This window comes from Anabaenopsis tanganyikae CS-531, from assembly GCF_029891675.1.
Lineage (GTDB): Bacteria > Cyanobacteriota > Cyanobacteriia > Cyanobacteriales > Nostocaceae > Anabaenopsis > Anabaenopsis arnoldii.
Genome location: NZ_JANQDF010000168.1, coordinates 46,902 through 70,090, shown reverse-complemented (window position 1 = coordinate 70,090; position 23,189 = coordinate 46,902). Strand labels below are relative to the sequence as shown.

Annotated in this window: 17 protein-coding genes; 2 read left to right on the top strand and 15 right to left on the bottom strand. The window is 37.9% G+C overall.

Annotation, left to right across the window (positions count from 1 at the left end):
• Positions 1-454: 454 nt before the first annotated feature.
• From NWP22_RS16350 to NWP22_RS16290, 13 genes are all read right to left on the bottom strand, one after another.
• Positions 455-2,659, bottom strand: coding sequence for a GumC family protein (locus NWP22_RS16350; protein WP_280802111.1), 2,205 nt, complete (start codon positions 2,657-2,659; stop codon positions 455-457).
• Between the two features lie 334 nt (positions 2,660-2,993).
• Positions 2,994-3,947 carry an NAD-dependent epimerase/dehydratase family protein gene (locus tag NWP22_RS16345; protein ID WP_271734966.1) on the bottom strand — a complete coding sequence of 318 codons (954 nt, stop codon included), beginning with the start codon at positions 3,945-3,947 and terminating at the stop codon, positions 2,994-2,996.
• A 108-nt stretch (positions 3,948-4,055) separates the two neighbouring features.
• A complete protein-coding gene (locus NWP22_RS16340; protein WP_271734899.1) occupies positions 4,056-5,258 on the bottom strand; it encodes a glycosyltransferase family 4 protein in 1,203 nt (400 codons plus the stop codon).
• A 92-nt stretch (positions 5,259-5,350) separates the two neighbouring features.
• Positions 5,351-6,001 (bottom strand): CatB-related O-acetyltransferase, encoded by a 651-nt coding sequence (locus NWP22_RS16335; RefSeq protein WP_271734898.1) that lies wholly within the window; start codon positions 5,999-6,001, stop codon positions 5,351-5,353.
• Positions 6,002-6,068: 67 nt separating this feature from the next.
• Positions 6,069-7,022, bottom strand: coding sequence for a glycosyltransferase family A protein (locus tag NWP22_RS16330; RefSeq protein WP_280802110.1), 954 nt, complete (start codon positions 7,020-7,022; stop codon positions 6,069-6,071).
• Between the two features lie 34 nt (positions 7,023-7,056).
• Positions 7,057-8,307 (bottom strand): O-antigen ligase family protein, encoded by a 1,251-nt coding sequence (locus NWP22_RS16325; RefSeq protein ID WP_280802109.1) that lies wholly within the window; start codon positions 8,305-8,307, stop codon positions 7,057-7,059.
• An 11-nt stretch (positions 8,308-8,318) separates the two neighbouring features.
• Positions 8,319-9,617, bottom strand: a complete 1,299-nt coding sequence (locus NWP22_RS16320) for a glycosyltransferase (RefSeq protein WP_271734895.1) — start codon at positions 9,615-9,617, stop codon at positions 8,319-8,321.
• 52 nt (positions 9,618-9,669) lie between these two features.
• Positions 9,670-10,917 carry a glycosyltransferase family 4 protein gene (locus tag NWP22_RS16315; RefSeq protein ID WP_271734964.1) on the bottom strand — a complete coding sequence of 416 codons (1,248 nt, stop codon included), beginning with the start codon at positions 10,915-10,917 and terminating at the stop codon, positions 9,670-9,672.
• 45 nt (positions 10,918-10,962) lie between these two features.
• A complete protein-coding gene (locus tag NWP22_RS16310; RefSeq protein WP_271734894.1) occupies positions 10,963-11,967 on the bottom strand; it encodes a nitroreductase family protein in 1,005 nt (334 codons plus the stop codon).
• 20 nt (positions 11,968-11,987) lie between these two features.
• A complete protein-coding gene (locus NWP22_RS16305) occupies positions 11,988-13,073 on the bottom strand; it encodes a polysaccharide pyruvyl transferase family protein (protein ID WP_271734893.1) in 1,086 nt (361 codons plus the stop codon).
• 28 nt (positions 13,074-13,101) lie between these two features.
• Complete coding sequence (locus tag NWP22_RS16300) at positions 13,102-14,418, bottom strand: flippase (RefSeq protein ID WP_271734892.1); 1,317 nt, start codon at positions 14,416-14,418, stop codon at positions 13,102-13,104.
• Positions 14,419-14,508: 90 nt separating this feature from the next.
• On the bottom strand, positions 14,509-14,898 hold the full coding sequence (locus NWP22_RS16295) for a hypothetical protein (RefSeq protein ID WP_271734890.1): 390 nt from the start codon (positions 14,896-14,898) through the stop codon (positions 14,509-14,511).
• Between the two features lie 197 nt (positions 14,899-15,095).
• Positions 15,096-17,291, bottom strand: coding sequence for a GumC family protein (locus NWP22_RS16290; protein WP_271734889.1), 2,196 nt, complete (start codon positions 17,289-17,291; stop codon positions 15,096-15,098).
• 572 nt (positions 17,292-17,863) lie between these two features.
• On the opposite strand from NWP22_RS16290, the gene NWP22_RS16285 reads away from it, so the two are divergent.
• Both NWP22_RS16285 and galE read left to right on the top strand, forming a co-directional pair.
• A complete protein-coding gene (locus NWP22_RS16285; protein ID WP_271734888.1) occupies positions 17,864-19,255 on the top strand; it encodes a sugar transferase in 1,392 nt (463 codons plus the stop codon).
• Entirely contained in the window at positions 19,252-20,256 is a 1,005-nt protein-coding gene (galE, locus tag NWP22_RS16280; protein WP_271734887.1) for a UDP-glucose 4-epimerase GalE, read from the top strand. The genes NWP22_RS16285 and galE overlap by 4 nt, the downstream gene beginning before the upstream one ends.
• A gap of 65 nt (positions 20,257-20,321) precedes the next feature.
• Here galE and NWP22_RS16275 read toward each other — a convergent pair whose 3' ends face one another.
• Together NWP22_RS16275 and NWP22_RS16270 are read right to left on the bottom strand one after the other, a co-directional pair.
• Entirely contained in the window at positions 20,322-20,555 is a 234-nt protein-coding gene (locus NWP22_RS16275) for a hypothetical protein (protein WP_271734886.1), read from the bottom strand.
• 88 nt (positions 20,556-20,643) lie between these two features.
• A complete protein-coding gene (locus NWP22_RS16270; RefSeq protein ID WP_271734884.1) occupies positions 20,644-22,533 on the bottom strand; it encodes a transketolase in 1,890 nt (629 codons plus the stop codon).
• Positions 22,534-23,189 lie beyond the last annotated feature (656 nt).

Sequence of the window (23,189 nt, the reverse complement as noted above, 5' to 3'; positions counted from 1 at the left end):
CAAATCAAGCATAATTTGCTGTCTAATTATTTAATACAGCAACTCAAACGCCCAAGTATTCCTATGTGCTTGGTTTAATTGAAATTGTCCCGTGGCGCGGCTCCCTCCGCTCCCTATTTGTGCCAGTTGCGTAAGTCCTGTCTTAAAAAGGAGTATCCTACTTAAAATAGCATACTTACTAAATTTTTCGGCTACAAGCGAATCACAGAAAATCACACAGAATTAAGATTTGATAGTCCGACTGTGCATTTTTCATTGGATTGTTTTAGATACTAAGGGTTATAACCTACACGTGAGCATATGCAACACAGTGACACTATATATTAAAGCATATTTGTGATTTTTAGGACATAAATTTCATACTGTATTTTATAATGTTGGTTTTATTACTTATCTAAAACATCGTTCTCTGCAGAGGGGATGTTGGCTACTTTGGGGTAAATCAAGGAGGGTGTCAATTTTTATCTAACCATTTACCCGTAATTGCTTTTAATTGTGACTGAATCTTATCTCTCTTCCTTGTGGCATTTCTGGAATGATTATAGTGAGAATAGTGGTAATAATTGTTGTAGTAATAACTGCTATTACTAGATATACCATTAACTACCATACCCAACACTGGCAACTGTGAATTTACTAACAATGCCTTTGTCGTCCTGATAGCATCAGAGTCAACCACACCAGGACGAGAAACTAACAAGATTCCATCTGCTATTTTCCCGATAATTGTGGCATCGGCAATCAATCTCAAAGGCGGAGTATCAATAATCACATAATCGTAATCTTGGGATGCTTGTTTTACTAACTCCTCCATCCGCCGGGAATCTAATAGTGCAGCCGGGTTAGGGGGTATTGTTCCCGAAGTTAGCAAGTCCAGATTTACCGACATTTCCTGGGAAGTTTGTGCTAAATAAGCCCGCCCCGCCAAAATATCACTTAAACCCATCAAGTTACGTTTTTTCCACACCTCATGTTGACGCGGGCGACGCATATCTGCGTCAATTAATAGCACTCGCCTTCCCATCTGAGCGCTAGCCAATGCCAAATTAGCTGCGACAAAAGATTTACCCTCAGTTGGTAAACAACTACTAACCACAATCACCTTGAGTTGCTTGTCAGAAAGAGTAAAACCAAGGTTGATTTGCAGCATTTCAAAAGCGGAATTCACTCCCGAATAGGGGTTATCCAGTAATGGTAATTCCGTTGTCCCCTCTTGACGGTCTAACTGAGGAATGGCACCCAACAAAGGATAGCCGAGTAACTGCTCGGCTTCCTCGGCTGTTTTTACAGACTTGTCTATAGCATCCAGGAATAGAGCCGAGCCAAAAGCTAAAGCAATGCCTAAAAATCCCCCCAGTGCCAAATTCAATTGAATACGAGGAGAAACGAATTTATCCGGTAATAAAGCCTCAGAAACAATCCTGGCATTACCGACATTCTGATTTTCCACAACTTGCACTTCTTGTAATCTAGTCAGCATTTGTTCATAAATGCCTCGTGACACTTGTAGCCGTCGTTGTAGCTGTAGTTGTTGTTGTTCGAGCTTCGGTAAGGTTCTCAGACGGGCTTCATCAGCAGTAAAAGCTTGGTTCAATACATTAACTTGATTCTCCAAGCCCAGCCGTTCTACTTCTACTTGCACCAAATTAGCAGTTAAGGTTTGTTTGAGTTGTCCCATTTGTAAATCTTGCTCTGCGATGGGTTGTGAACTACCCAGAGTTTGACTAACTCTTCCTTCCAACTGTGCCCTCAAAGCTTGTTCCTTCTCTAATAAATTAACAACTGTGGGATGTTGATCTGTTAACCTTGACCTTTCCACCGCTAACTGGTCTTGAATCTTCTGGTATTCTGATAGCACTTGTTGTACTGCTCTTGACTGACTCAGACTGCTCAGGGACACAGCTTGCTGTGTACTCAATGCCAATTGATTTTGCAAAGCACCAGAACGACTGTTAGCATCTGCCAACCTCGCCCGTAGTAGAGTAATCTGGTTAGATATTTCATAGAGTCTTTCAACTCCTTGTTTAGCTTCTTCTTCTAAGGCGACAATTTCGTATTTTTCTTTAAACAGACGTAGTGCTAATTCCGCAGATGCAACTTGTGCCTCCACCTTGGGTAATTCCTCCATGAGAAATTTCCGGGCGGCTGTAGCTTGGGAACGGTTGGTCAAGACATTATTATCTAGATAAGCGTACATCAATTGATTGACGATCGCCCGGGATTGCTCAGGACTAGTATCACGGTAAGACAACTGCATAATATCAGTTCCCCGGATACTTTGGACTTTGAGTTTACGCAGAAAACCACTGATGCCTAAGGGTTCCCCATCCTCATTCTTCAGCTGCAAGGCATCAATGGTTTTTTGAATCAGGGGGTGAGAGCGAATAATTTCGGCTTGGGTGTCCAAAGGGTTGGATGTGCTTCCTACACCACTGAGTTCTCCGAGCCGCTCACTCACACCTGTCAAAGACGCACTAGTTTGTTTATCAAAAATCAGTTTACCTTCGGCTTCATAAATGGGCTTTTGACTAAAAGTATAAAAAGCTGTGAGACCAAATACAGAGGCGGCTATGGTGACTGTGGGCAACCAACGTCTTTTGATAGTTAGCCAATACTGTGCTAAATTAATCTCGTCTTGGTCTTCTTGATAAGATGGCATAATTTATCTATAACTCTACAACGCCAATCATTTATACTTGTTTAAATTCACATTGTATAGTCTAATGTTATTCCATAACTAAAATTTTGGCAAAAAACCACCCCTAAGATATCAGAGTAGATAGATACTAAGGTTCGGAGTAACAGTTGCGTAACCACTCAGGATAGAGAAAACTTTAGTCCTGTGTACAAACTGTGAGTTATAGTATACGCTACTTCACCACTAACAATAGATATATCCCCTGGAGTAAACCCCAGGGGATATAAGCGAGTTGCCAAATTTACTTGGTATAATAAAAATCCTAAATTATTTTCATGGGGGTAAAGGGGACGCGTCAACAGCTATACAAAGATTGAATAAACTGCCATTCTTGAGACAAACCCTCTCTCAAGGATACCTGGGGTAGATAACCGATAATGTTTCTGGCCTTAGATACATCAGCCGCCGTGTGGCGTGCATCGCCCATCGCCTTTTCAATGTGATTTCTTTTAATTGGTTGACCCACAATTTCTGCCATTGTATCTAAAACATCTGTCAATACTACCCTACTACCACCACCAATATTCAAGATTTCCCCCACAGCTTCTGGTACAGTAGCGGCAGCTAAATTAGCCGCCACAGCGTCACTGATAAAGGTAAAGTCACGGGTTTGTTTTCCATCACCGTAAATAGGAATAGGCTGATCCTCAATTACTGCTTTAAAGAACTTATGAAATGCCATATCTGGGCGCTGTCTTGGTCCGTAAACTGTAAAATAACGCAGTGAGACATAGGGAACACCAAAGTTTTTGTAATACAGTCCACACAATCTCTCTGCTGCGAGTTTAGTAATACCATAAGGTGAAACTGGCTGGGGACAAATTCCCTCATGGGTAGGTAAGGTTTCGGCATCGCCATAAATACTAGAGGTAGAAGCCAAGACTAATCTTTTCAGGTGCTTGCTATCTTTTGCCGCTTCTAATATAATTTGTGTAGCATTAATATTGCGCTCACTGTAAGCACGAAAACCCTGACCCCAACTTGCACGAACCCCCGCTTGGGCAGCTTGATGGTAAACTATATCTACCTCTTCTAGTAGTGTCTGCCAATCTAAAACCTGAATATCTTTCTCAATTAAAGTAAATGCGGGATGATTTTGGAAACTGGCGATGTTTTTCCGCTTTAGTTCGGGACTGTAGTAATCATTGAACTCGTCCACTCCAATGACTTGCTGTCCTTGATTTAACAGAGTTTCTACAAGATGAGAACCGATGAATCCAGCGGCTCCGGTAACAATAGTTTTAGTCATGACATAATTGAGTATAGGGTGTATATCTAAAGATGACATTTTCCCTCCCCTTGTAAGGGGAGGGTTAGGGATGGGTAAAACAATATTTGATACATTAATCATCACTTTTCAAACATCCTCTAAGGGTGAAGAAAACAGAATCTGCTCATATTCACTTAAGGCACGATGAAATGTATATTTGTTTTCATATAGTTGACGCGCTCTTTCACCCATGAGTTTAACTTTTTCTTCGTCACTTTGTAGTTGACGAATTATATCAGCAAGGTACTGAGGATGATTAGGGGGAATATTAATCCCACAACCAGAATTACTTAATAGCTGGTCTATATATGAATTTGATACCGATATAGATATAATTCCCCTACCTGCTGCTAGCATTCCGTAAAGTTTTGAGGGTGCAACTATGTATTCTGCGCCTGGTATGAGGCTAACTAAGGAAATATCACAAGCTGTTAATGATAGAGGTAATACTTCTCGCGCCTGGTATGGTAGTATAAGAATGTTTTGCAGATGCTCGGTATCAATAGCTTGTTTAACTATCTGAGTTTTGGCACCATCACCAATAAATACAAATCTAATCCGTTCATCTCTAAGTATTTTTGCCGCTTCCGTTATGGTTTCAATATCATGCATTCTACCCAAATTACCTGAATATAAAACGGTAAATATTTGCTGAAGCTGATACTGTTGAGCAAATTGGTTTTCCTGTTTCTTGACAATAGGAATATCTGCAATAGACCAGTTTTCAATGATTTTAATTCGAGATTTTAAATCAGGATATTTTTTCTCTATAAATTCCTGCATTGATGTGGTGAGAACAATGATATACTCAGAATATTTATAAGTAAAATAGATAACTTTGCTGAGGAACTTATATATGATGCTGTTTTCCTTGATTATTCCAGACATTGCAGCTGATTCGGGAAAGATATCTTGCAGGAGAAAATAATATTTACCCCGATGGATAATTTTAAAACATATACCTAAAACACCAGCGTAGGGGGGGTTAGAAGCAATTAACAGGGGGGTACTAGGGGGTACTTGAAATATCACATACCATAAAGCGCCCAGGAGGAAAAATATTGAACTGGCAATTTTACTGTAAATGCTGGTGCTAGATTTAATGGGGGAGAAGGCGCGGTTAATCTTAAGATTTAGTGATTCTGGGGTGGTTTGTTTTGCTTGGGTTCCTGTGAATATATTAACAGTGTATCCCCGGTGGGACAGTCCCTTAGCTAAGTCTGTAATTAGCTGAGAGGTGGCACCTTGATGGGGGTAGAAATATTGGGTAAGAATAGCGATTTCTTTCATGATTATATTTAATCTGGATACCAAAGAACTGAGAAATTTAATATTTAATATTAATTGCCATATTTTCAACGATGTAATTACTAGAGAAAATTTCAAACCATGAGGTCTGTTAATTTATCAATGAATGAATCATTAGCCTCAGCTTGAAATAAATCTTTAACATTTTCTAATTCTGAAATATCTTTATTCCACCATTTTATAGACAATAATTTTTGCATATTTTCTTCGGAAAATCTATATCTAATGATTTTTGCAGGAGAACCTACTGCAATGGCAAAAGGTGGAATGTCTTTAGTGACAACAGCATTAGCACCAATGATTGCACCATCTCCAATAGTAACGCCATCAAGTATCACAACGTTGACTCCTATCCAGACATCATTACCAATAGTTGTTCTTTCAAATTCCGTGAACTTTTGCGATCTGACAAACAATTTTTTTAAAGGGTTATTGAGAGAATAAAATATTGGTGATGTTGAAATGAAATTTGCCGGATGTTTACCCAAACCAATTTTTACACCACGAGCAATTGAAGAGTAATTACCTATGTGACAATTGTTAATTATACATCCGTAAGATATATAAGTATAGGCTCCAATTTGGGTGTCACTTACTTTAGTAAAGGGATATATACGGCTATATTCACCTAACTTAGAATTTAAAAAGGAGGAAAAAATTGATATTTGCTGTATGTATTTAATTTTTTGGGTATTTATCAAAGATTTCACAAATTTTACAGCCATATGATACCTTAATAAATTAGTGTTTGTGGTGATTCAAAATAGATCAAACTTGAGATACTCAGACTATTCAAACAAAGTAATTACGAACAGCTAAGGCACATTTACGAAGTTTTACAACCCAACTAGGGATCAAGAATTTTTTCAGGATTTTCACCCATTTGGGCTGTAAAGTTCTGAGATATTTTTTAATAAGCTTAAATTTGTCTTCGTTGATTTTAATATCATCTGGTAGTGTAAATTGACTCAATTGTTGATAATGAATCTGTTTTAAACGTTGATTTACGTACCAAGAACCATGTGTACCACTACCATCTAAACCGATATTAGTAATGTAACTGTTTGGGGGATATAGTACATATCCATTATGTTTAAAAACACTCCAATACCAGCGAACCGCCCAAGAATCTATTTTGCCAGACATTTGTTGATTTAGCATATCAAAAAAACCGTAGTTATCATCTAAATCAAAACGCGATCGCATATTTTTATCACTCTTTAATACTTCCCAGCCAGTACTTTGTGGGTCAAACTTTGACCAAGCCCTTTGCCATGTAGCCCATCCCCAAGAATATATGAAGGGTAAAAATAGGGCTTCGGTTTCCGGTATTAACTCTGGAATTGGAAACATATATCCAGAAACTTGCATTACGGAGTCTTCATCTTGGTACTTATCTAAAGCGCTGTTTAAGAATGTTAAGAACTCAGTCCCTACTACTAAATCGTCTTCTAGAACTATTACACGACCATATATTTCACATATATGACTTACTCCGGTAATAATTGAATTTGCTAGACCCTTATTTTCTGAAGATTCTATAATATTGGCTTTTTCATTTAATAAAGAGTGGACTAATTCACGAGTTTGATTTACCTTTTCTCTATCTTCTTCTTTTTTCACACCATCACAAAAAACATAGAGGGGACTATCAGCAAACTCAGGACACTGGATAAGACTTTCTAATGTACGGCGAGTATGCTCAGGACGCTTATAGACAAAAAGTGCAATGGGAGAATAATTCATAATTAAAACCAAATCAAGGTATGAGTCAAAATTGCTATTGTCCGGGGGCTGTATTTAACTTCTTCCAACCACAAATAGCGAAGAATAAATACCAAAACATATATGAATTGTATAAAGAACCAGAAAACATACCAGCAATAGCATACTGAATATAAATAATCCCTAACCATCCCCATGGATTATTTTCATACATAATTATTCTTAATGCTTTGATTGCGGCATAAATATAAAGTATCATAAATAAAAATCCGCCTACAAGCCCAGTAGCAAGAAATGCTTCAAGTATTATATTGTGTGGATATCCCACACCAGGTAGTTCTAAACCATAGCCAAATATTGGATGTTTGGCAATGAGTTCAATAGCCGTCTGATATAGTTCTGGGCGTTGTACAAATCTTGAACTATCAAAATCATTAGCAGTAGAAGAAAAACGTTCTATTAAACTACTACCCGAATACAATGCAAATGAAAGGGCAAGATTTGCAAAAACAATCAACATTATAATGACACCCATTTTTTTCCATACATTACCTTTTGACTTTTGTATAAAAATTCTAATTAAATATAAAATAAAGCAGAAACTAACCGCTATAACTGGACCCCTGGAAGAAGCGAAAAAGAGTAATATCAAACCGATGAATGAAAATAATATATATAAATTTTGAGTAATTTTATTATTGCTATCTTGTTGATTAAGTAAAATGTAGAGACTGATTAATAATAGTGAACCACCTTGGTGTCCCAAGGAAATTGGATTTAATGCTTCCCTGGCCAATCTCCCCTGTGCGACAAATGTTCCACTGGCTTGTTCTTGTACAATGAGAGGTATTGCTAAAATTGATGCGATCGCCAATAAGAGCCAGGATAAATATAAATATTTTTGGGAATGCTTAAAATCTAAAAATATAAATGTTATCCCTGGTATTAAGCACATACAAAACCAAAATAACAAGTATTCGCTAGGTTCTCGAAATATATCTTGGTATACGACATCATGGACTAGTCTTAAGGAGTAGAAAAAAATATATGTAAAAACAAAATACAGTAATGATATTTTACCTGGATTACTTGTTTTTTGATGATTATTATGATTAATTTTAGTTAAAAATACTAGTATACTCAGTAAAAATATAAATGCCCGATAAGGTAGAGTTAGCAACCGCGAACTTGATCCATCGTAAATAAAAGAGGCAATTATTCCATACCCAAATAAAGCTATTGAGAATAATAATATTTTTAATTTCAAGTAAAATGGGGAAGATAAAATAGATGTATGTATATTCATATTTTCTTAACCTATAAAAAATCAGCTTTTATTTCTGTACAAATATTTTTAAATAAAGTATGCGAAAAATTATCTACAGAATTTTGTTCTACAAAATCATTCAGGAGTTTTAAGTCAAAAATATCTGCTGGTTTTTTTTGATTATCAATAAAATAGGTCATGCCATTAGCAATTGCTTCATGTGATGTTGAATCTACAGCTATACCCAGTTTATTTTGGCGTACTAACTGACCCATCAACCCATAATTAGATGCCAATACGGGCTTTTTTGCCGCAGCAGCCAGTAATAATATTCCACTCATTCCCACGTGTTTTTGATAGGGAGCTAGGATAACATCTGATAGTTGGAAATAGAGGTGTACCTGTTCTTCTGCAATAAATTTATCACAGGTAATGATTTCTATAGGCAAAGACTGAGAAATTATTTCTATTTGACTTTGTACTAATATTTTATCTTTTTGTACTATAGAACCCACCAGTAACAAACATATCTTTTGACAAACTTCTTCAGGTAAAATATTAATAGCATCTAGTAATTTATAGATACCTTTACGACTAGTTATTTTACCGAATAGAAGAAATATCTTTTTATCTTTACCAATACCAAGCTCTTGGCGCAGTACCTCGATTTTTTCTTGTTGAGAATTATATGTTTTTACAGGGTCAGCTAAACTAACAATCTCTGCTGGAGAGTGAAGTTTTTTAATATATTTAGTAGCTAAGTTGTCCAGGCAAAATAAACAGTGAAACTGGGGGTTATTTAAAACTCTATGCAAAATTAATTTTTGTCGCCACCCTCGAAAGATATCTTTTACAGAAAATGTGTAGTTATTAAAATCTTTGTAATGAAATGTAGGCCTAAAATAAATCCCAGAGAATGGACAAGGAGACTGTTCTCCTAAAGCTATAGGTAATTGCAGAGTATCCAAATACATTAATAAACAGTGTGTTGCTTGCAGAACTCTTGCATATTGACAATATAATTTCCACTCTCTAAATATTTTCTGCAATAAAGAACCTGCATTAAGTAAATAGCGATATTCTTCTACAGTTATTGATATAAATCTAATTTGTGATTGATTTGTCTTAATGGGAATTTCCACAACATCAGGATGTTCATCTATAAATTTAGGCGATACAACAATATCTAGGTTAATTGGCAACTTTTGATCGCAGCAATAATTCACTAGATGGCGAATATAACTTGGGTGATGTCCTCCCGTTTCCAAATCAAAAAGGAGTATACAGGGACTGGAATTGACCTTATGAATATTCCCATATAAACTTTGATCTAAATTACCTATTGACATGATTTTTTACCCCTCTTTTCTAAGAAGATGCTCTAAGCCGTACATCTACCAGTTAATTTTCACAAACATATTTATATATTGATAAATAACTGTTAGCCTGTATTTCTAAACTAAAGTTCCGCTCAACTTTTTGCCGAGCATTCTTACTTAAATTTATTAATCTTTCTTTGTCCTCTAATACCCAAGTAATCCCTTGAGCTAAATCATCCACATCAAAAGGTTTAGCCAAGTAGCCATTATGTTGATGATCGATAATATCTTTTAAACCGGTTATGTCGAAAGCAACAACTGGTGTACCACAAGCTAATGACTCAGATGCAGTTTGTCCAAAAGCCTCTTGAAGAGATGGTACTATCATCACATCTGCGGCTGAATATACTAATGCTAGTCCTATATCATCATGTAAACGTCCTAAGTAGTGTGTTTTGAACCCAAAATTGGGAACCTGTGAAGGTTGAGATGCACCAAAAATAACCAATTCGATATTGTTGGAGTTGTGCTGTTGGCTTAACTTCTGTATAGCAGGTTTGAGTAAATGAAAACCTTTGCGTTTATTAGCGGTGGGGTTAATAGCGCCAAACAATATCAGATGTTTATCTAATGGTAAATTGAGCCACTTTCTAGCCATTATTTTATCCATGGGTTTGTAAACTTGAGTATTTAACCCATTGGGTATAACTTCAATTCTTAAGTTCTGGAATAAAAGACTTTTTTTAGCACAATCAGCCAACCAACGACTAGGGGTAACTATAGTTAAATTTAGATTAGACCATGCTTTAGCTTTTCTCTGCCAAATCCATTGAGTAATATCATCTTTTATATGACTTCCTAGTTGTGGACAAGCACCACAGGACATTGTATATTTATCACAATCTTCACTATAGTGACACCCCCCTGTAAATGCCCACATATCATGTAGTGTCCAAACTATCGGTTTTTTGAACTTCCCAAGTGTTTCTATTTGCATATAACCGGTATTAATCCAATGTAAGTGAATTACGTCAGGATTAATTTCAACTACTTTTGCTCCTATTTGATCAGGTAACCACTGCAAGGAGAACATTAAATTGTGACTAGGGGAATAGGTTTTGAGGGGTAGGGAGTCTAACGCTCCTGCTATTTTTATCCATGCTTTACCTAGTTTATTATTTGTTCCTAAAACTGTAATATCATCACTAGTCTTATTTCCCACGAGCATTCTGGAATCAATATTTACTTGCTTTAGCCCTTGATGTAGCCGATAAGCTGCACGAGCAGCACCTCCGTCTATATCCATTGTGTTAACGATTAGTGGTTTAATCATCTATAAATCTCCGCTTGTAGGTTGATATAATTACCTTCATTTTTAATGATTTAAAACTAAAACTTCCTCCACTGCTTTTCTAGCAGAGTTAGCAACAGATAATTCATCAGGTAAATTACCAACTGCAAGCATCATTATTACGGTTTCAGATTCTTTAATACCTGCATCTTTTCTCAGAAGTTTATCTGTTTGGTGACTCACGCACCAATTTAAACAACAACTTCCCAGTCCCAATGAATGCAAAGCATAAATTAGAGACATTGCGAATAAACCACCATCTACAAAGCACTGATTTCTCTCTGAAGAACCTGTAAAATAATTGAGGTCTGAAGTAATTATTAGTACTTTATCAGCATACTGTCCAAAGCCTCGGTTACCATTCTGATGGCTCAAAATTTTATTTTTAATTTCTTCATGACTGTAAACATGAACTTTCCAAGTTTGTCGATTACAAACAGATGGAGTTTTTATAGCAATTGAAACCGCATCTTTGATCAACTTTATATCTACATCACCATTAGCAAAATTTCTAATACTGTGTCTACTATTGACAAAATCTTGAAAATTTATCAAAGCACTTTTATGAATATGTGCTTTTTTAATTTCAATTGTACCTCCCTCTGCTAAATATTCATTATTAACCGATTTCTCATCTTTAATTTGAATTATTTTCAGGTAAAGTTGCTCATTATCACAATTATGGCTCAGATTAAATTTGTAATAAGAATATAAAACATTAATAGCTACCTCAGTTACTTCATCTAACCCATAATTTTCTTCATAGTGTTTAAGTAGTAATAGTAAATTATTTACTATATTAGCTCCAAAACCAGGCCTGGGAGTCTTTAAAGATAGCCCTTTTTCTATGACATGATAGTGAGCAATAATTCTCCCTTGCAGCATAGTCTTTGTTGTATAGGGATTATTTGTTGCAGAAAATTGAAAAAACCTTTGCAGATCATAATAATAATCAAAAGTTAAATTTACTCTGAACTTAAGCATTTGATATTGGGTAATTAGTTTTTGCAGCAGAGTATTCTTAATCATAAGACTATTGAAAAAATGAGCTATTTTAATGCTTTATAAAGCAGATAATCCTGAGAATATTCAATGTGCTTATTTAATTCGTTCTTTTCCGAATCAGTCATAATGTATGACCATAAGTTATGGTCATTACTTATTTTTATCTTGTTCTGGTCTGTTTCGGTTAAACTTAACATCCTCTGTTTTAAATTTAACATACTTAACAAATCATTTATCTTAACTGATTTACTTTGCTGCTCAAAAACAATAAATGGTTTGTTAAAAATTAAAGAAAATATTACACCATGATAAAACTTAGTAACCACAAAACTAGCTTGACTAAAAAACCCTAACCATTTTTCTGGACTGATATCAAATAAATCTAATTTGCCAAACTTTGTGAAGTTATGTGAGCCTATAGAAATGATTTCTAAACCTTCCTTCTCCGCTAAAATTTTGACATATTCAGCTTCACTTATCGTTAAGGAACCATAGACAAGTAAATATTTATTCTTGATTTTAGGGTAAATTATAACATCTTGATAATTGATTAGAAAGGTTGGATCAATAACTTTGTCTGCATGAAAACCACATTGTTTAACTAATTTTACGCTATTAGTATCTCTGACTGAAATAGCATGAAATTGTTTAAATATCTCAGATATTTTTGGCTGATCAATGCCCAAAACTTTTGTAGATCCAAAACTCGCAGCATAACTGAATTTAAGAGTTTGTTGATTACTTACAAAGTCTAGGAAATAGGCTTTGTCTAACCCTCTTAAATTGATATTCCAAATCTCATCACTACCACAAATCATATAATCATATGCATGATTATATTGAGTCAAGCTATCAATATTATAAAATCTGCCCGGACTCAATTTAATATATTTATCTATGAACTTATTCATATTCCATTTTCTTTTTATTCCGCCTAGGGGATTTAAAAGAAAATATTTAGATAAGTATAAATATCTTTTTTCTTCCCAGCTAACTGATTCTGGTCGATAATCAATTACTTCTACTTCATATCCCTTGTTTTGTAAAAATTTAAATATGGCATATGTCTGTAAGATTGCTCCATAGTTAATTGTATGATGATAGGTGATGATTCCAATTTTAATTGACATAGTAACTCCTAATGTAAATCTGATTTATCTATTTATGAAAAAAGTAGAATGCTTGAATTTGTAATTTAAATATTTTTCTCGTTTTGAGATTAATGCTATGAGATAAAAAACTAGCAATTGCATAAGAAATTACAGTGGCGATCGCCGCACCTACTCCAGCATAAGCTGGAATTAAAAAGAGATTTAAAAATATATTGGTAACTGCCCCAATCAAGTTTCTCTGGAAAGCCAAATGGGTAAAACCCTCGGCTACAAACCAAATTCCTGTAGCGATTCCCATAGATACAAATACAGCAGCCCAGATATGAATTGCTAATATTGAACCTGCTGCTAAATAGCTACTACCAAAAAGTATTGTAATTATTCTGTTCGACAGAAATGTCATAGGTACAGCAATAATAATAGAAATTACCAGTAGTAACCGCAGTAATTGTTTAATTTTTTGATAATAAACTTCTTCGCTTATGTCCTTAGCCGCATAAATTCTTGGACCAACCGAAGAAGCGATCGCCATCGGAATGAAATACCAAACTTCAGAAATACGGGTGGCTGCTGAATACAAACCCACAGCGGTAGTATCAACCATTTCCCCCAACATAATCTGGTCAATTTTCATATAAATCATGATGGTTAAACCAGATAACATCAAAGGCCAACTTTCTTTCAATAAAGTCTTAGCAAGTGTCAGACTCCAACGCCAGAATATTGAATAACCCTTAAAGCTATAAGCAATTATTAAACCTACGGTACCCAGTGCAACTTCTGCTAATGTAGCCCAAGCAAAAGCAACTAACGGCGCTTGCATTTTAATCAAAGCAACTTTCACCAGTGCTGTAATAATAAATGCCGTATTCCTGGCAACTACAGTATATTTAGACTGTATTTGAGACTGAAACCAATAGTCAATTGCATCAAAGGCTTGAAAAATTCCCGCCGTTGCCAAAATTGCCACTATCCCTACAGTTAACTGGTCATCGTGATGCAATACAAAAATAGAGCTAACTGCTAAGAATATAGATGCTATTGCACCAGCTAACTTGAGCCAAAAAGTTGTCCCTAAAATTTGGTCTTTAATTCCCGGCTCACGCACAATAGAACGGATTATTAAGCCATCTAAACCCAGCTTTGTTAAGGGATTGAATAAGGCAACAATAGCAGTAGCATAGTTAAAGATGCCAAACTTTTCTACTCCTAAATAACGCGCCACCCAAACACCCACAAATAACCCCACCCCCATGCGCAGAATGCGATCAAAAAATAGCCACGCTACATTTTGAAGAATTGCTAATTTTCCAGAGGCTTTTTCCTGCCATGAGAACAGACTTTTTGTATATTTGTCTAGCATTTGGCTTCAGTCTCCCGAAAATTAACCCGAAAATTAACCCGAAAATTAAATTTAATCTACAAGAGTATTACTTTTTCTAATCAGGAACTGCTAAAGTCTGGCGTTCATCCGCGTAAAGTCACCCATAGAACCATTAACTTGAGAATCAATCAGCTTTGTTACTTGTTGCCATAGTTCCCTGGGAGCTAAAGAAATCTCGTATCTCCCATCATCAAAGTGACGGATATAATACCAGTTTCTTTGCTGACACTCTTGACACCAAAAAGCCTCTAACCACTCTGCTTTGAGGGGAACTGTTGTATATTTGCCTATTAATAAAGACGCATTACGCTGACTTGAAAACCGTTGGTATAACTGACCTAATTTATCTGCATAAATTCTATATTTTTGACTAACGCTATCAAGATAACATCCATGAATAGGACAGTAAATAGCTCTACGTTTTGAACGGTTCCGATTGCGATCGCACCTTCTGGACAATTTGACCTCCTATACTAGTGTACAGATTGTTAATAATTCAATGCTTGCATCCTATAAAAAGGCTTAAGTTCAGCAATTTTCATATCTTATGCCTTCTCCACAAAAAAACAATAGGTAATTTCATCGAATTTTAGAAAACGTATTTCCACTGATGCTATTACTAGGTAAGGTTTTCGAGGAGCATGACATAATAATAATTAGGATTTATTGAACCATTTGCCGGTGATTTCTTTAAATTGAGCCTCAATAGTATGGTTTTTCCTATAACCGTTTTTAGAATGATAGTTATAATAATGATTGTAAGAGTAAGTACTGTTATTAGATACGGCATTTACCACCATGCCCAACACGGACAACCGCGAATTTTCTAACAGTGTCTTTGTAGTGATAATAGCATCAGAATTAACCACACCAGGACGGGCAACTAATAGTACTCCATCTGCCATTTTCCCGACAATTGACGCATCAGCAATAAATCTCAAAGGTGGCGTGTCAATAATCACGCAATCATAATCTTGGGAAGCCTGTTGCAGTAACTGCTGCATCCGCTGTGAGTCTAATAGGGCGGCTGCGTTAGGGGGTATGGTTCCCGCAGTAACTAAGTTTAGATTTACCATGACTTCGTGAGTGGTTTGTGCCAGGGCTGCCTGCCCCACTAAAATATTACTTAACCCCATCAAGTTAGGTTGTTTCCACAGTTCATGTTGACGGGGACGGCGCATATCTGCATCAATTAATAGTACTCGCCTTCCCATCTGGGCAGTAGCCACTGCCAAATTAGCCGCCACAAAAGACTTACCCTCACCTGGTAGACAACTGCTGACTACAATTAGCTTGAGTTCCTGGTCGGAAAGGCTAAAACCAAGGTTGATTTGCAGCATTTCAAAGGCTGCATTCACCGATGAGTAAGGGTTATTGAGTACAGGTAATTCTGTTGTATTCTGATCACGAGATAGCCTAGGAACGGTACCCAACAAAGGATAACCGAACAACTGCTGGGCTTCTTCGGCTGTTTTCACAGACTTGTCCACAGCATCTAGTAATAAAGCGGCTCCAAAAGCCAAGAAGAATCCTAAAAATCCACCTAGTGCTAGGTTCAATTGAATACGGGGAGAAACCGATTTATCCGGCAATAAAGCCTCAGAAATAATTCTGGCATTACCTACATTCTGGTTTTCCACCACTTGCACTTCTTGGAATCTTGTCAGCATTTGTTCATAGACAACTCTTGCCACTTGTAGCTGTCGTTGTAGCTGTAGTTGTTGTTGTTCGAGCTTAGGTAAGGTTCTCAGACGGGCTTCATCAGCTGCAAAAGCCTGGGTCAATACATTAACTTGATTCTCCAACCCCAACCGTTCTACTTCTACTTGCACCAAATTAGCAGTTAAGGCTTGTTTGAGTTGTCCCATTTGTAAATCTTGCTCTCGAATTGGCTGTGAACTACCTAGGGTTTGACTGACTCTTCCTTCTAACTGTGCTTTGAGAGCTTGTTCTTTCTCCCATAAGTTGACAACTGTGGGATGTTCATCTGTTAACCTAGACCTTTCCACAGCTAACTGATCTTGAACCTTTTGGTATTCTGATAACACTTGTTGTACTGCTGTTGACTGACTCAAGGTGTTAATTGCTGTGGCTTGCTGTGTATTCAATCCCAATTGATTTTGCAAAGCACCAGAACGGCTGTTAGCATCTACCAACTGCGCCCGCAGCAGAGTGATTTGGTTAGATATTTCATAGAGTCTTTCAACTCCTTGTTTAGCTTCTTCTTCTAAAAGTACAACCTGGTATTTTTCTTTAAACTGACGTAGTGCCAATTCTGCTGCTGCAACCTGTGCTTCAACCACGGGTAACTCTTTACTTAAAAATTCCCGTGCCGCGGTAGCTTGAGAACGGTTGGTCAGTACATTATTCTCCAGATAAGCAGACATCAATTGATTCACAATCGCTTTGGCTTCTTCAGGGTCAACACTACGGTAGGAAAGCTGCAAAACATCAGTCCCTCGAACAGTTTCCACTTTTAATTTACTCCTGAAAGTGTTGATTCCTAAAGGTTGTCCATCTTGATTTTTTAACTGTAACTCAGAAATAGTTTTTTGAATTAGGGGGTGGGAGCGAATAATTTCAGCTTGGGTGTCCAAAGGGTTGGAGCCAGTTCCCACACCACTTAGTTGTCCGAGCTGTTCAGTCACACCCGTTAGAGAAGAAATACTATTTTGCTTATCAAAAAGCAACTGACCTTCGGCTTCATAAATCGGCTTTTGACTAAAAGTCACGAAGGCGGTCAGTCCAAAAACAGACCCGATAATGGTTGCTATCAGTAACCAACGTCTTTTTACAGTTAGCCAATACTTTTGTAAATTGATCTGGTCTTGTTCTTCTTGATAGTAAGGCATACATCAGTTAATACTCTATATATTGACACTAATAGAAATTTTAGAAATTTATTGCCTTATTTGTAGTGATATTTAAAGATGCAGTAGAAGATGACTATAGTTCAAATCACATCATATCCTCTGATAATTGATCAACAACATTATGAATTATCTAAGATTTTTAGTGTTGATAACAAACGTAATTTTACCCGTTTCACGCTATAGCAGACATTACTGAATTTATATTATATCTTACAAATGATTGAGGTGATTTTACTGAATTTACCCTAACCGCAATAATACTGATTTTTTATCCTTAGTCCATAACAAACTAAGGTGATTTTACTGAATTTTTAAACTTAAGTGATTTTGACGTAGAAGTGAGGAATCCAAATATATTAAGTTCTCCATGACACTCAATAACCATCAATACAAAAATAGCGGAGAGAAAAACCGAGACTATTTTTTCTAATCAATCTGATGAGATTCAGTTGTGTATTCCTGTAAATCGTGTCTTGGTTTTTGAGGAGGCATGATGTGTTTTTCTGAGATATTTTGCCAGTTCCGTCTCGAATTATTACTGATTTATACATATGAATACGACTTTTAGTATTGGCAGAAAAACTAAGAATTTATATCACATAGATAATATCCTCAGTGTCCTACTGTTATTAGGGGATATTGTGGGTTTATCCTTAAGTTTATCCCTTTGCATCTGGTGGCAAGGGGGTAAATTTGAACCTATAATTTATTTATTTTTCTGCCTAATTCTCGCCGGGTTGTATTTAGCAAATACTTACCATCCAGAGACCCAAATATCAGGTTTACGTTCTCCCTACCGGGTTTTGGTCAGTAATGCGGTTGTGGGCTGTATGGTGGCCTCTCTGATTTACTGTACTGGTGTTTGGGGACAATATCTAGTTTTACAACGAGGGATCTTGCTCCCTAGTTTAGGCATATTTACCCTCTGGGCTATAGGATTAAGAATATGGTCTTCAAACTGGGCGCGATCGCAAGCTCAACAAAGCCGTTGGCTAATTTTAGGTGCAACTAAAAAAGCCATTTTATTTGGTGAAACTTTTTTAGAACACAATTCCTTAGGTCGCTTGGTTGTACTAACAACCGCCGAGCAGAACATTAATGAGTTAGGGAAAAGTAATCGAGTGTCTACCGGGAGCCTCAATGACCTACCCCAATGGAGTCAACAATCTTGGTCAGGGGTAATAGTAGCAACAGAATTATCTGATGTACATACACAGCAGTTAATCCAGTTACGTTTGTCTGGTGTCTCCATCTACGGTATTCCCGATATTTGTGAAACTTTGTGGTATAAACTTCCCTCATCTGTGCTTCAGGACAACTGGCTGGCTTTTGGTAATGGTTTTAATTTAGTAGCTGACAGTATTAGCCAAAAACTCAAGCGGCTATTAGACATTATTCTGGCATGGTCATTACTGGGGTTGTTATCTCCACTGATGTTGCTAGTAATAGTAGCGATTAAGTTAGATAGTCCAGGGCCAGTGTTCTACACACAGATGCGAGCTGGTCTGGATGGAAAGCCCTTTAGAGTGTACAAATTCCGCTCTATGTATGAGGATGCGGAAAAACGGGGAGCGCAGTGGGCTAACGAGCAAGATCCGCGAATTACTAGAGTAGGACGCTGGTTACGCCTGATCAGAATCGATGAACTACCACAAATTTTAAACGTTCTGCGCGGAGAAATGAGCCTGATTGGCCCGCGTCCAGAACGACCAGAATTCGATGTCAAGCTGCGAGAAGAAATTCCTTACTATGACTTACGTTACGTTGTCAAACCGGGAATTACAGGCTGGGCCCAGGTGATGTACCCCTACGGCGCATCAGTGGAGGATGCTAGGGAAAAACTAGCTTATGACCTCTACTACATCAAGAATTATTCTCTGGCTTTAGATTTAGCAATCTTTTTCAAAACCATTCGTGTAGTACTACTAGGTAAAGGCAGATGAATCAAAAAGTCTTAGTCACTGGGGGAGCAGGATACATTGGCTCTCATGTAGTTCGTCAGTTGGGAGAAGCAGGTTATGATGTTGTCGTCTATGACAATTGTTCTACGGGTTCACCTCAAGCAGTATTACATGGTGAGTTAATTATTGGTGATTTAAAAGATTCAGAACACCTGTGGCGGGTATTTTCTCAGCACCAATTTACTGCGGTTTTACACTTTGCTGCCAGTCTGAGTGTACCCGAATCTGTTTGTTATCCCCTAGACTATTACGCTAACAATACTCGTAATACCCTGAATTTACTCCGTTGTTGCCACAACATGGGTGTAAAGCAAATTATCTTTTCTAGTACAGCCGCTGTCTATGGACAACCTGCAACAGTTCCCGTAACTGAATCTACGCCCACTGAACCGATTAATCCCTATGGACGTTCTAAGCTTGCTTGTGAGTGGCTGATTCGTGACTATGCCAAGGCTTCTGATTTACGTTACGTAATTTTACGATACTTTAATGTGGCAGGATCAGAACCTGGTGGACGATTGGGGCAGATGTTAAAAGATGCATCTCATTTGATTCGCGTTACCTGTGATGCTGCATTGCAACGCAGATCAGGGGTGCAAATTTTTGGTACGGATTTTTCTACACCAGATGGAACGGCAATTAGAGATTATATTCATGTGGAAGACTTAGCAGCTGCACATTTAAATGCTTTGACTTATCTGGAGCAAGGTCACGATAGCCAGGTTCTCAATTGTGGTTATGGACAAGGATACAGTGTCCGTGAGGTTATTGAACGGGTGAAGGAGATTTCTGGGGTGGATTTTCCTGTTGTGGAGGCAGAACGTCGCCTCGGTGACCCGGCTTGTGTGATTGCTAGTGCTGATAAAATTGGTAGGTTACTGGGTTGGCAACCAAAATATAATGACCTGGATGAAATTATTTCTACTACTCTGGCTTGGGAAAGGTGTCGTCGGGATTTGATTTCGGTGGTTGGTGTTGGTTGATATGGGTTTTTTCAAGGAGCTGGGGAATAGACAATAGATATTGTCTATTCCTTGTTCTGGGTTGTCTAATGTGCTACTAGTTGCTCTGTGCGCTTGGCTAGCATTTGCTTGGCTGTCTGCGCTGTTCTCTGGTTTTCCTGTTTGATATTTTGGAAGAATTGGACGAGTTCGCGATCGCCTGCTTGTTCGGCATCTTTGATATATGTTTCACAGCAGGCGGAACACTTGAGAGCGTGATATAATACGCTGATGAGGTTAAAGTGTTCGTCTTTGGTTCCTGTATGATACTTGTCGGGCATTTTCTTAACTCCTGGTTAAAGTAGTTTCTAAGATAACTGTGGGTTTTACTGTTAACTCCTATCGAAGGAAAGAGTTATATTTTGCTGCTTATACTCCTACTGGCTGTCTAACTTGGGATTTCACCGCTTCTACAATGGCATCGGCATCTATTTCGGCAGCATGAAGTAGTTCTTCTGGTGTACCTGAACCTGGCATATCCCGCACCGCTAATTTAATTAATCGCAGTTGTGGCCCATGATAAAAGGGAGTATTACTAGTACCAGCAAAGGCATCCAGGACTCCAGCACCTAATCCGCCTTCTATCCAGTGATCTTCGACAACGACTAAATTACCTCTGGTATCCCGTGCTGCTTGATGTAGTGTCTGCACATCTATGGGTTTGACTGAATAAGCATCGATGACGCGAATTGTGATGCCTTCTTTTTTCAGTCTGTCATAGGCTTTAATGGCTTCATGTACTGTGATACCCGCACCAATGACTGTTGCTTGGTCGCCCGGTGAACTGTGAATGGTTTTGCTACCACCAATGGGGAATTGTTGGTTAGTATCATAGATGACTGGTGTACTTTCTCTGGTGGTGCGCAGGTAAACAATACCATGGCGATCGCTCATTTGTGCCACTAATTTGGCTGTCTGATTGGCATCACTGGGATACAGTACGGTACTACTCCACACGGCTCGGAATGCTGCTAAATCTTCCAAGGCCATCTGTGAAGCCCCATCTTGACCAATGGATACCCCTGCATGGGAACCGACTAATTTAATGTTGGCACGAGAAACAGCGGCCATCCTGATAAAGTCGTAGGCACGAGTCAAGAAGGCGGCGAAGGTAGAAGCGAAGGGTTTGTATTTTCTCACCTGCAAGCCCACAGCAGCTGCTACCATTTGCTGTTCAGCAATGTACATCTCAAAGTACCGCTCAGGATAGGCTTCGGCGAAGTCTTCGGCATAAGTGGAATTACTCACCTCTGCATCAAGGGCAATAACATTCGGTTGGGCGGCTCCTAATGCTAATAACGCATCACCATAGGCTCGTCTTGTAGCAACTTTTGCACCTTTGTTATATGTGGGGAGTTGCAATGGTATGGCTTTACCAATGCTGGCTGGTTGTCTTTGTTCTTCTGGTTTATCTACCTCAATGATTATCTGCCGTTCTCCACCTAACTCGGCAATGGCCTGGGTTTGAGCATCAGGTTTTAGGGCTTTGCCATGCCACCCACCTAAGTCTTCTAGGGAGGCTACTCCTTTACCTTTGATGGTACGGGCAATAATTACGGTGGGGCGATCATTCACAGTTACAGCGGCGCTATATGCTTGATCTATCTCGGTTAAATTATGACCGTCAATTTCAATGGCTTGCCAGCCAAAGGCTCTAGCACGGTTGGCATAAGCTTGTGTATTCCATCCTAATTCGGTTTGACCCCTTTGACCGAGGCGATTGACATCAATAATGGCAATGAGATTGTCTAAGGTATAGTGTGCCGCATGATCAAAGGCCTCCCAAACTGACCCTTCGGCGCTTTCACTATCACCCAGTAGCACCCATGTATGATAGGGAAGTTGATCTAAATATTTACCTGCTAAAGCTATGCCAACACCAATGGCTAATCCTTGTCCTAAAGAACCTGTCGCTACATCTACCCAAGGTAAAGCAGGTGTGGGATGACCTTCTAAACGACTGCCAAAATGCCGTAGCGATCGCAGTTCTTCATCGCTGATTACTCCCGCTGCCTTATACATACTATATAGTAATGGTGCTGCATGACCTTTGGAGAAAATCAAGCGGTCATTATTGGGATTTCCTGGGTGATCGAAGTCATAGCGCAGATACTTAGACAGTAAAATCGCCATCAGATCCGCCGGCGACATGGACGAGGTAGGATGACCTGAACCAGCAATGGTGGTACTGCGAATACTATCAACCCGCAATTGTTGTGCTAATTCATGCCATTGGTGCTGTTCCTCGTGTGTGGTCATAGTAGTTTTCCTAAATGAAAATACAGGTATCGGACTCCTATTTGATTTCTGAACAATTTCTGTTCCTTGTTCCCTTTCCTCACTGATAATTTCTCAACTCAAATAGGATGACTATAGTTACTAAAATTCGCCCAATTTTTGACTAAACTCCCTAACTTACTCGCAACATAGTTTTGCCACTGTTATGTAATCTTTAATTTTCTGTAGTGGTCAATCACCATACTGCACTTCTCCTGGGTTCACTATACACAGTCCCAGATGTCATAACTACTTTCTCAGGGAATAAATACCGGTTTTCACAATCTACCGCAAGCTATACATATATACTTGCACAGAGCTTTACCTTAACAGTATTGCAATTAATAGGTACTAAAACATTAAAGCGATACCTTAAATACCAGATATCTGCATTCTTTTTTAGAATTGACATATAAATTAATATAGTTTCTGCTTATATATTTGATTATTTTCTATGTATTTCCTACTAACCATAGCTTTATATCTATGGAAAGAATTTAATTTATTTAATATTTATTTAAAATTCTGGCTTGTAATTGGTTGATAAACCTGTAGACTATCTTTAAGGGTAACTCATAACTCATATAAGTTTTTCAGGTAATTAATTGTTACTCCCTGTGACCCAAGCCTTCTCTATG